The organism is Tenacibaculum soleae (assembly GCF_030549005.1).
GTDB lineage: Bacteria > Bacteroidota > Bacteroidia > Flavobacteriales > Flavobacteriaceae > Polaribacter > Polaribacter soleae.
In genome coordinates, this window is record NZ_JAUOSW010000005.1 from 319,673 (window position 1) to 331,351 (window position 11,679).

At 27.7% G+C, this 11,679-nt stretch carries 11 protein-coding genes; 3 read left to right on the forward strand and 8 right to left on the reverse strand.

Annotation, left to right across the window (positions count from 1 at the left end; translation table 11 throughout):
- Nucleotides 1–64: 64 nt before the first annotated feature.
- Complete coding sequence (locus Q4586_RS09715) at nt 65–487, reverse strand: hypothetical protein (RefSeq protein ID WP_303528671.1); 423 nt, start codon at nt 485–487, stop codon at nt 65–67.
- 684 nt (nt 488–1,171) lie between these two features.
- Between Q4586_RS09715 and Q4586_RS09720 the strand changes: the two genes are divergently transcribed.
- Nucleotides 1,172–1,525 carry a DUF7222 domain-containing protein gene (locus tag Q4586_RS09720; RefSeq protein WP_303528672.1) on the forward strand — a complete coding sequence of 118 codons (354 nt, stop codon included), beginning with the start codon at nt 1,172–1,174 and terminating at the stop codon, nt 1,523–1,525.
- A 60-nt stretch (nt 1,526–1,585) separates the two neighbouring features.
- Here the strand turns inward: Q4586_RS09720 and Q4586_RS09725 are convergent, their stop codons facing one another.
- The 6 genes from Q4586_RS09725 to Q4586_RS09750 form a co-directional block, all read right to left on the reverse strand.
- Complete coding sequence (locus Q4586_RS09725) at nt 1,586–1,870, reverse strand: hypothetical protein (RefSeq protein WP_303528673.1); 285 nt, start codon at nt 1,868–1,870, stop codon at nt 1,586–1,588.
- A gap of 3 nt (nt 1,871–1,873) precedes the next feature.
- Nucleotides 1,874–2,167 carry a hypothetical protein gene (locus Q4586_RS09730; protein ID WP_303528674.1) on the reverse strand — a complete coding sequence of 98 codons (294 nt, stop codon included), beginning with the start codon at nt 2,165–2,167 and terminating at the stop codon, nt 1,874–1,876.
- Between the two features lie 520 nt (nt 2,168–2,687).
- Nucleotides 2,688–3,956 (reverse strand): DUF3987 domain-containing protein, encoded by a 1,269-nt coding sequence (locus tag Q4586_RS09735; protein WP_303528675.1) that lies wholly within the window; start codon nt 3,954–3,956, stop codon nt 2,688–2,690.
- Nucleotides 3,957–3,962: 6 nt separating this feature from the next.
- Nucleotides 3,963–4,241, reverse strand: coding sequence for a helix-turn-helix domain-containing protein (locus tag Q4586_RS09740; RefSeq protein WP_303528677.1), 279 nt, complete (start codon nt 4,239–4,241; stop codon nt 3,963–3,965).
- Between the two features lie 98 nt (nt 4,242–4,339).
- Complete coding sequence (locus Q4586_RS09745; RefSeq protein WP_303528679.1) at nt 4,340–5,368, reverse strand: RteC domain-containing protein; 1,029 nt, start codon at nt 5,366–5,368, stop codon at nt 4,340–4,342.
- A 173-nt stretch (nt 5,369–5,541) separates the two neighbouring features.
- Entirely contained in the window at nt 5,542–6,993 is a 1,452-nt protein-coding gene (locus Q4586_RS09750) for a site-specific integrase (protein ID WP_303528681.1), read from the reverse strand.
- A gap of 1,357 nt (nt 6,994–8,350) precedes the next feature.
- Between Q4586_RS09750 and Q4586_RS09755 the strand changes: the two genes are divergently transcribed.
- Nucleotides 8,351–9,229 carry a neutral zinc metallopeptidase gene (locus Q4586_RS09755; RefSeq protein WP_141677659.1) on the forward strand — a complete coding sequence of 293 codons (879 nt, stop codon included), beginning with the start codon at nt 8,351–8,353 and terminating at the stop codon, nt 9,227–9,229.
- A 420-nt stretch (nt 9,230–9,649) separates the two neighbouring features.
- On the opposite strand, the gene Q4586_RS14010 is transcribed toward Q4586_RS09755, so the two are convergent.
- Complete coding sequence (locus tag Q4586_RS14010; RefSeq protein ID WP_367997992.1) at nt 9,650–9,748, reverse strand: DUF2520 domain-containing protein; 99 nt, start codon at nt 9,746–9,748, stop codon at nt 9,650–9,652.
- A 675-nt stretch (nt 9,749–10,423) separates the two neighbouring features.
- Here Q4586_RS14010 and Q4586_RS09760 point away from each other — a divergent pair.
- Nucleotides 10,424–11,679: phage tail-like protein (locus tag Q4586_RS09760; protein ID WP_497007943.1), on the forward strand; the 1,256-nt coding region annotated here is incomplete at its 3' end.

Consider the following 11,679-nt stretch of genomic DNA (forward strand, 5'->3'; position numbering starts at 1 on the left):
TTTTTTCTTAGTTTAAGAAAGAGTAGTTAAAATTCGTATAGAATCCCATACTTCCAATTAATTATCAGTCACAAATGAATTTTTCAACCTCTACAAATCTAGATAAGTAATAAATGTAAACGGTTGCACGTAAGATGGGGTCGGAAATAAAGTTCTCGCCCTTTTCACCACAGATATCATTTTCAAATGTGTAAATAAGTGAGCTTAATTCCTTTTTGTTCATTTTAAAATATTTCGATTCATCAAAATATCTTTCGATAAAAAAAGTTATTCTAATATAATTTTCATCGCTTCCATCATTACCAATTTGAGAGTCGATGTAATAATCTCTAAGTCTCATTCTAAAATTACTAATAAACTCATTCAAAACCTTCATACTAACTGTAAACTTACAATTCTCATATATGTCGAATGGATGTAAATTGATTAAATCAAAGTTTCCATTTAGGAATTCTCTCCATAAAAATTTGGTTAAACTATTTCTCATTCTTTTCTGTACTCGCATGTCTAATTTTTCTTTCATCTTTTAATATTTAGTTATTTAAACTAATGCAAAGTTGAGGGTTTTTAAATGTTTGGAAAGGTTAGTAGTTAGTTACTAACTGTTATTTTTTTATTTAGAATTTAAATATGAGAAAGTCTATGTTGTTGGCTAGCTAGTTATAATCGTTAAAGGAAAAACGGTATGAGTTTAATGTTTGTTTTTATTATTACATATTGAATATAATAAATTAAATTCCGTTTTACCCTTACTAAAGAAAAGCTGGTTTTTTGTTTTATCGTTTATGTTTGAAGATGTCTATTGAATATAATAGCTATACTTAGTATACATAAACTGAAGAATACAGGAATAGGTTACAAAGAGTTATTGGCTCAATGAATCGCTCTAAACAACATGATCTCTGATATCTAAAATTTTTAACTTTCACCTTATTTATAGAAATATTAAAACAAATATTATGGAACAAAGAGATTATTCTAATGAATTAATTTCCAGAATTATTAGCGACGGATGTCAGTTAGCATTTATCTGGATAAGAAAACGTAATTACGAGTAAATTTAAAGTCAGTATGTAAGGAATTACATATTGACTTTTATTCCTTAAAAAGTAAAATGGAGAGTCTTTTTCTGTTGAGTACAACCTTATAGTTGAATAATAAAAAACACATTATGAGTAACTTAACAAAGAAAAACTTTTTAGAAAATCACAGTACATTTCCAAATTTTCACAAGGAATTACTAAAACAAGGAGATGTAGAATGGACATTAATAAAAGATTATCCACAAGATTATTACACAGCAAACAGCGGATCTGTATCTGGTATGATTTATTATGTGGATACTGTAGCTTTTGCAAAAAAGCATCATCTACCAATATTACAAATGTTAGAAGAATTCGAACATGAATGCGGAAAACTAGAAAACAAACCAAGTCAAACAGACGAAACCAATTATTTTAATTGGTTATCATGGTTTGCATGGGAGAATATGATGAGTGAAATTATATCTTTTTTGGAGAGATGAAAAAGAAAAAACAACAAGAAATGGTAATCGTTTCTTGTTGCTTTTATTCTTTATGTAAAGTTAACCATTGTGATTATATTCAATAAGAGCAGTTCCTAATTGATAAATCCAAATTTTAAAGTATATTAAATATTTGTCTCTTGAATTAAAGGATCCAATGTATTCCAAAGGATTTTTTTCATATTTAATATATTGTATTTTTTGAAAATCGAATGTGTTATTGTGAGAGTTTGGTATAAATTTCATCGCTTCTTCAAAAACATATATAAATTTTCGCCAATGTATTTCTTTTGTAAATTCTCTTACATGTTTGTTCATTTCTATTTTTTCACAGAAGTCTATCATAATTTAATAACCTTTGAGCTTTAGTAATTTTATATAATTTGGTTTGATTCTATGCAGTAAGCGAGCGTGGAATAAATCAAGTTCATAGAATATGCTAGGTTTTTCTTTTTTAAAAACAGCATTGCAATATGCAAGTGGATCTTTTTTAAATAATTCGTATTCCAATTCGTTTGTTAGATAAATTGAATGACCTTTAATGTTTCTTGCTTTAATAACCTCGGCAAAGATTATTTCAAAATGTAATTGATTCGTTTTTTTGTGGTATAAATCCACTTTTTGTTCTTTTGTATTTAACATGATTCTTTTATTATTAATTATTCTTTCAAATGGAAATTACATTTTGATATTTGTAAAATGGTAGGTAGACTAAACTCAAATAAATAGCCGAAAATTTTAAATTCTTCTAATCTGTTTTATAATTTTTTAAATCTTGATTTTTATTTTAAAAAACACATTTGCACCCCTCACTGCGATTGAGATTAAAAAAATCGGGAAGCCCTTTTCTTTCTTATAATAACTTAAGAACCCCCCGATTTTTGACATCTTCAATTTTTCTTGTCCAATTGATTTAAATTTCCATTTAGTGGTTTCCTTTGTTTGAAATAATTATTTGTTAGTATTTGTTTTTACTAAAACACCCTCAGTAATACTGTACATTCTCATGTGTTTTTCTTCGGATATTATTCTTTTTTTTTAATTCTTTTTTTTAGTTTTTTATACAGTTGAGGTAAACGTGGTAATGTTGGTTAATATCAATGATGGTAAGGGTTGTAGCCTTTTTCGGTTTTGGTCAACTATGGTAAACATGGTCAACGCACTATACCCTTTTCTCATAGTTTCCATTACCATCTAATCTTATAAAAAGTTCGTTGTTGCTTAAAAAACGATTTATTGTACCTCCTTTAATATTATGTTCTTCCATTTTGGGTAATACTTCGCTTCTTTTGAATTTTTTAGGTAAAGCTTTGTAGAGATCAGCTTTGTTCTTTGGTAAACTATCTAAAGGACTCGAAGGTGAGATTTGATCGTACACTTTAATTGCAGTCATTCTAAAGTATTCAGCAAGCTTTATTGCTTTCTCGATACTTGTATCGGATATTGTATTTGTAAACTTGTTAGAGTTAGTTTGCTCCATTATTTCTATAATTAATGCTAAACGCCAAACATAAGTTTCCAATTTTGCTTGTATTTTAGATTGAGAACCATCATTATGATATAGTTTAACTTTTTTGTGTTGCCATTTTTGATAAACTTTGATTTGACTCGAAGAAGCTTTTAAGTTTAGATTATCAGCATTGTAGATATCGTGAATAAATTTTCTATAGCCGTCTGAGTGTTTAGATTGTATTTTGTTTCCAGAGAATAAAGTAGGTTTAGACTTTGTTGGATAAACGAATAGGAATCGAGCTAAAAAACCATCATCATTCCTATTTTTCTTAGCCATATCTTTCAATGCAGAAGGTTGAATTCCTCCTAAAACATTTACATTAGTTTTTTCTACTCTTATTGATGGTTTTGATACCCTGTCTACAGACAAAGTTCCTCCGTTGAATAATTCTAAGTACAGTTGTTGGTCAGCACCTTTTCTATATTGATCAAAACTATTTATCCATCCAATGAGTTCATCTTTAAATATTAATATTCCTTTTTCGTTATGCTGTAGATTTTCAGCAAGTTTTTCTGGAGTAAAGTCACTTAAAATTGATTTCACATAATTAGGTTTATTATCTTTTTTGTCATCACTTGCATTATATTTTTTCATTGAGGTTTGAAAAACTGAATAATTCTGTTTGTCTTTTTCTTCAATTGGTTTTTTTGCAAAATTTAATGGATGAGTTTTACCACCTCCAGATTGTCCTACAATAACTAACCATAAGATAGGTTGACTTTTATAGGAACCATTGTCTAGTATGAAATTAGATCCCATTGCAGTTGCTACGTTAGATAAAATTCCAGCGCTCAGATAGTCTGGATTATGTCCTTCTGTATTTTCAGCATCTTTAATCAATTCCTGAATACTATTTGGAAATATTTCTATTGGAAAAGAGTGATTTGCCTTTTGGGTGTTAGGTGTTAAGTTTTTCATAGCCAATTATTTTTTTAGTTTAATAATTGAACTTTCTACTTCAGATCTAATGTAAAGAATTCTACCAGAAATCTGGTATTTTTGTAAGATTCCTTTTTTGCTCATATTATGAACACTAGAAATATCCACTGATAGCATTTCTGCTACCTCTTGACGTGTCAGATACTTGGTTGGTTCCTTTGGTTGGAAAAGCTTTTTTAATTCATCAAACTTTTTATCGATGTAATTAAAGATTGGTAAGTTGTGCTCTTCTGGGGTTATACCCACTAATTGTACTTTTTGCATTTTTGAAATATTTTAAGTTTAAATACTTTGGCAAAATTGCAAGCTTTAGTTCGTGTAGGCAGGATACTAACTAGTTAGTATCTAAAAATAATTTTTTGTTAAGCTAAATTTTCATAATAAAATGCTTTTAGATTTGAAGTTAATTTATCTAAAAACATTGTTTTTTCAGAACGGTTAGCTAAACATTGTAGTGTTTCTTTGAGGTCTTTTAAATCAACGTTTAAGAAGATGATAAAATTTCTAATTATATCTTTTTGTGTTTCTTTAATACTTTTATTAACAAAAAGAGCTACACATAATTCAATTAGTTCGATAGGTGTTCCTAACCAATTTAATTTATTGTTGTCAGAATCTGTTTTTTTGAAATCTTTTTGTTCAATTTCATCTGATAAAAAAAGATTAGCTTCAAATTCAGTTTCAAACTCTTTTAAATTTGAAGTTAATTTATCTAAAAATATTGTTTTATCATAGCGTTTAACTAAACGTTGTAGTGGAGATTTAGGATCTTTTATATCAACGTTTAAGACCCCAGAAAAATTTCTAATTATTTCTTTTTGTGTTCCTTTAATACTCTTATTGACAACAAGAGCTTTACATAATTCAATTAGTTCGGTAGGAGTTCCTAACCAATTTAATTTATTGTTGTCAGAATCTATTTTTTTAAAATCTTTTTGTTCAATTTTGTTAATTTCATCTGATAAAAAAGAATTGAACTCTAAAAGCGAAGCTCTTTTTACTAAACTGTTTATAATATCTAGTTTGCGCTGCCTCTTGTAATCATAACTATTCATAAAATTGATAGTTGACTCGTTTTTATCGTAAAGAACTATTGAAGTGTATATGAAATTGTCTATAGCTGCTCTTCTTAAGCTAGTTTTTAATGGTTTTTTTGAAAGGTATTCCGCATATTTATCTATTGTTGCTCTAGTTTTATATACTGTCTCCTTTAAAGATTTTCTTATGTTTGATTTCTCATCATCTATATATTTCAATTTTTTTTCTTCACTGGTTAATGTACTTAGATCTAATTTGTAATCTGATATTTTCGCACGTAATGAATTATCAATATCAAATAAAATATTTGTAATTAAATTTTCTAATGATTCTCCGTCAATTCTTTTCTTCATATTTAAGTTGAAATTTTATCGAGATGCAATTTATTTTATTATTAATGAATAAAGTATGGAATTATACTAAATATTTGTTTTGTAAATTTTTATAAAAACGATACTCTCTTGTATAGCAATTCTGTTGTTTAGATAATGAATTTATATTAATAATGGTTTTTTAAATGGGGTAATTAATCGTTAGATCCGTTTTTAATTATTTTCATGATTGGGTTTCGTTTCTCTTGTTGTTTTTCAAAATCTCTTTTTGCATGAAATGTATCCGACTGCTCTTTAGTGCGCTTAATATTTGTTTCATCATTATTATTGATGTAAGCTCTTAATTGTGTTTCAGTAGAATGTCCAGTTATAGACATAATTAAAGAAGTATCTATTTTTCCATAGTAATTTGTTGCAAATGAACGCCTGAAAGTTCTTGATGTTATTAATTCATGTTTTGGATAATTATCTAAAATATTTCTTATCACTTTTTTACTCTTAACCTCTAAAACAAGCGCTCGACTCCCTTTTGTGTTTTCATCAATATTAGCGAGTTTACAGACCTCCTTTATATCTTTATTTAATTTAACTCCATTTGTTGGGTAGTCAGTTTTAGGTAAACCATATTTTTGAATTAAATATTTTATTCTGTCGGTAATAGTAATCTGAACTACAGCATTAGTTTTATCTGTTCGGAATGTCCAATATTTTATTCCTTCGGTTTCTTTAATATTATCATCTACTAATTTATTTTGATCAGAGTATCGTAATCCAGTTTCGCAACCTATTAGTATTGCTTTTTTTGCGTCTTGTAGTTTTTCTTCTTTGATTACTTTGTTGTCAATTTTATCTAATTCATCGTAATTTAAAGTGTTAACGGTTTTACCTTTGTAAACATTTTTAAACATTTTGAAAGTTCTGAGGGTTTTACTAATGCTTATGATATTATTTTCATCATTTGTATATGCATAAACTGCTGAAGCTCTTAACTTTTTTAATTGTGCATTAACATATGATTTTTGATAGCGCATTTCTAAAAAACCCCAATTCTTGTAAAGATTGGCAAAGTCTTGGTTTAAATCAACAATTTTAAATATTTGGTTACGATCTTCTTGAAATTCTAAAAGAAGTTTAAGTGTTACTTTGTACTTAGCTAATTCACTTTTGTTGGTTGCATGTCTTATAAACATTTTTTTAACAGCAGAAGTTAATAGATTGGCATTATTAATTCTTTCTTTTTTTTGCTTCTTTTTTTCTAGTTTATTTTTTTTAACAGTAAGCACTTCATTTATTTTGTCTTTTGTGTCTAAAGTTGAAGAAAATTCTAAAATTGTTTTTTTAAACCATTCAATCTCTATTGGTTTTCCCTTGTTGTAGTCACTAATAAATTTGTTTGCTATGTTGTTTTTTAGTTTTATTAATTCCTGTTTGTGTTTTGTTGCACCTTTAAGTGTATTTGATATTTTTTCTGGTTGAATATGTGTAGTTTTAGTTTTTCCACTTTTAGTAGTTCTTTTAAACCAATATTCTTTTTTAGATTGTATGGGAGAGGAGGTCTTTAGATCTATTTCTTTACCGTGAGTTAGTCTTAAGGTTAAATTTCCTGTTTCTTTAGTGCTTCTGTACTGATATGTAATCTTTGCCATATGCTTTTTTGAATAATGTAAAGGTAAGTAATTGGTACGAAAATTGGTACGAAAATGTTTTTTAATTTTAGATTATTTTAAATCTTTTTACAGTAATAATTCTTTATCTCTTTATTTAATTGGGGTGTGTTGATTTAATGTAACTTATTGGGGTTTTATATTCGAATCCTATCGGGCTCACTTAAAGCTTCACTTTAATTAGTGAGGCTTTTTTTGTTTTCCTATGTTTTGTAATGCTTGTAGTGTGTTTTATAGTTTTTCTTCATTATTTAATTACAACAACTTATTAATCAAATAACATCTTTTAAGGTACACTTTTAGGCACCCTATTTATACATCAGGTACACCCTTTAATCTTTAAAATTTAACAATAACAAGTTTAATGCAGTTTTACAAGATTATATTTTTATAAAAAAAAGTCCTACCGAAGCAGGACTTAAGATTTTCATCTACGGCATATAACCTTATTGTGATAAGATTAAAAATTAGAAAAAACGATATTAGTTGTGCTGTTAACTTCTAATTATCATGTTTTTAAAGTGATGTATCGTGAATAAAAAATGCTTCTTGTAAAGATGTAATAGCTTTACTTGAAGCATTCGTAGTTTAAAAAAAAATTAAGGTAGTTTCCGTTACGTTCTCTTTTAAAATCAAAAATATGTTTCCAATAATAAGCTGCCGCAACAGCTTCTCTATTATCAGTATCACCACTTAAAACTTTAGAAGCATAATATTTTAAAGGATTATTGTTTTTGTTTAAAATTTCTAAAACCGCAGCCTGATTATTAATTTTAGCTTTTATAATTTGTTGCCATAGTTGTTTTTTTAAAGGCTCAGAAGCATTAATTTGATTTTAAAATGTTGATGTTGTATATGATGACTTTCTAAATTTAAAAGCATGCTTTGAGGTATGTGTTTGTTGTTGCAAAAAATTACACTTACGTTGTTATTACTTAGTTTTGATATTGTTGGAATTGAGATATACAATTCTTGATTTTCAATTACCAAAAAAACAATATCTTCAATAGGTACGGTAGTCGTTTTTATAGGTGTTTTAATTAGTAATTATTCATTTTTGGTAGTTAACGAGCATTTATTTGTAAAAAAATAAGGTTCTTTTAAGCATAGTTTTTGTTTTAAATATACAATTAAACAATGTGAACAAAAAGCGTAACGTTTTATATAAATGCGTATAATTAATTATTGTGTAGTTTAAAGATGTTTTTTTTATGAAATTTCTGTTTTTTTTGTTAATAAATTAGGTTTGTTGTTTTTTTTATTTTGATGTAAACAATAATATATAATTATAGACGTTTAATACAAAATCAACCTTCAAACCCTTCAAATAATGAAAACAATGAAACAATTTATTAAATTAATAACGTTAGCCATTTTGGTTTCGTTACAAAGTTGTGATAAACAAGAAGTAGAAAAAGACTTAAGTTTAAATGCTATTGCTCCAGAATCAGGTATTTTACCAAGTGAGTTAGGTAGTCATAATACAACGCATAACTGTGCAACGGTATCTCAATTTGGGCCTAATTCTTATTGGTCAAATACGCTTGTAAACGCAAGTGAAACAAATTTTTTAAAACAACAAAATAATAAAGCGTCAAACCTTTTTGGAATAGCTAATGTTCCTCTTTACTTTGCTGCAGGAAGTGGTACATTTAATGCGCTTTCTTATGGGCCTCCAAACAATTATATTATTTGGGGTGAAGAAATGTTAAGCGGTGCATTAAATTACGGAAGATCTGCGGTAGCATATATTGTAGCACATGAAGTAGCACATCAAATTCAGTTTAGACAAGGATACCCTTCTGTAACAGGTGCTTCTAATACAGAATTAGAAGCTGACGGTTTTGCAGGATATTTTTTAAGAAGAAGTTATACCACTAATTGGTCTGACGTTATTCCTGCGTATAACTTTGCGCAATCTATAGCAGGGGCTAATGGGTCTTCTCATGGTACAGCTGCACAAAGACGTTCTTCAGTAAGGTTAGGATGGTTATTAGCAAATAACGGAGCTTTATCAAACGCAAACCTTGATTATAACTTTTTTTACTACTATAATAGTTATATTCTTCCAGGTAAGTTAAGACCTAGTGGTGAGCAAAAACCTAAAAAAATAGATGAAAAATTACATGAATTTATGTTAACTAAAATAGAAGAGTTAAATGATATTTATACAGGTAAAATTTCAGAAGAAGAATATGCTAAGTTAGGTAATAACTAAAAAATATAAATAAAATAAAAAAGGTTGATGATTTTAAAGAGGGGTTTAATGCCTCTCTTTTTTATTATACAATAATCGGTTTTAATGAAGTCATACCCTTTATTTAAAGGAAGATAGTCAATGAAATGTAAAATAATGATTTATACTACTAGTAAACCGTTCGTTAAAACACCGTCTAAATTAAAAATAAAAGTGTTAACTTATGAAAATGGTTCTTTACAGCTTTTTTCATTTTTCTTAGATTTGTTTTAAAATAAGTTGATAAATTTATCTGTTGCACTTATTACTTGAACTTACAATTTAATAAATCTAAATGATTTTAAATTGTTTTTTATCACTTCTATTTTCTGGGTTTTAGATAATAATTTTATATGTTGTTTCTTTAATTAGTAGATGTAAAATTTCAAAAGATATATTATGTTAAGTATAAAAACTTGCACTAATTTGATACATAGTATTGATGAAATTGTTTGCAAAAACAGTAGCAACATTTAATTTTTTTCGTTGCTCAGAATTAATAGCATATGTTTTTTCCTATTGATTTCGCTAATTTTTGAAAAATTTAAAAATCCATTTTTTTTTCGACTTCTAAATAAAACGGAACTTCATTAAAATTTACTTCTATTATATTTATAGCAAAACGTTGCAGTAAATAAAAATACTTTTTTTGCTTTTACTTTTTGATAAGTTTAATAAATCTCTACCTGAAGTGTTTATAAAAAAATAGTTTTGTAAATCTAAACTATTTTAGTTGTAGATAGTAAACAGCCAGTTTAATACACAAAACAGCATCACAAATATTCAAATAAATCTAATCAGTCGGAAGATTAATAGTTTTTTTATTTCAATTTTTTTATCAGAATATTTTGATGCGGATGATATTTACAGTGAATGTAAAAATTAAAACGTTAGGTTGAAAGAAGTGAGATATTGTTTTAAAAAAGAGTTAGAATTGAGAGAAATCATCATTCCCATAAAAAAGTATTTTCAATCTTATAAAATCTATTTTATTCTTAATAGGTTGATTATTAGTGTTTTTGTTTGTTTTTTGATTTGGTAATTTATATATTTATAGAGAAAAGAAAAAGTAAGTGTATTTGATAGCAGGCTCTGTTTTTTGATATAAAGTTAAAAAACTAGATATATTATTAATAAAAAAAGATGAAAATATTTAACCCCCAAAAAAAATAACAGATGAAAAAGAAAATTATATTATTAATGTTTATGGTAAGTGTAAACATATTTTCTCAAGTAGGAATAGGAACTTTAACACCTAGTGAATCATCCCAATTAGAAATTACTTCAAATAATAAAGGTGTATTAATACCCAGGGTTAATATTGATGATTTAAATACCACAGCACCTATAACTAGCCAAGTAGTTGAAGAAAGTTTATTAGTTTATAATACGAATACAGTTTCTGGTAAAGGTTTTTATTATTGGGCAGAAAATAAATGGAATAGATTAGTTGATATAGATAAGGTTTTAAATCTTATAACAACGCACTCTGATAATCAGATGATAACGTCTTTTTTTTTAAATAATTCTAATATTTTAACAATAGAAATTGAAAATGGAGGTACAGCAACTGTTGATTTGTCTTCATTATTGAATAGAAATGAAGTGTTAACTGGAGCGGGTAGCCCTATAGTTAATGCAATTAATCCTTTGTCAGGTAATTTGTATATTGATGTTGATAATGGTAATTTATATAGTTCGAATGGAAGTATATGGATAAGTGTCACAGAAAAAGGTGTAGATGGAGCGGATGGAAAAACAGTTTTAAACGGAATAGGTAACCCAGGAAGAGGAGTAGGTGGAGACAATGATTTTTACATTAATACTACTACAAATGAAATTTTCGGGCCTAAAAGAGCTGGTCAATGGGGTTTAGGAACAAGCTTAGTTGGTCCAACAGGCAAAAAAGGAAAAACAGTTTTAAACGGAATAGGTAACCCTGGAAGAGGAGTAGGTGGAGACAATGATTTTTACATTAATACCACTACAAATGAAATTTTCGGACCTAAAAGAGCTGGTCAATGGGGTTTAGGAACAAGTTTAGTTGGGCCAGTAGGAAAAAAAGGAAAAACAGTTTTAAACGGAATAGGTAACCCAGGAAGAGGAGTAGGTGGAGACAATGATTTTTACATTAATACCACTACAAATGAAATTTTCGGGCCTAAGAGAGCTGGTCAATGGGGAGTTGGTATAAGTTTGATAGGAGCTGTAGGTGCTTCAGGAAAAACAATACTAAACGGAAATGTTATTCCAACAACAGAAGGAGTTGACGGAGATTTTTATGTAAACACATCAACAAATATGTTTTATGGACCAAAAGTATCAGGTTCATGGGGAGTTGGTGTAAGTTTGGTGGGAGCTGTAGGTGCTTCAGGAAAAACAATACTAAACGGAAATGTTATTCCAACAACAGAGGGAGTTGATGGAGATTT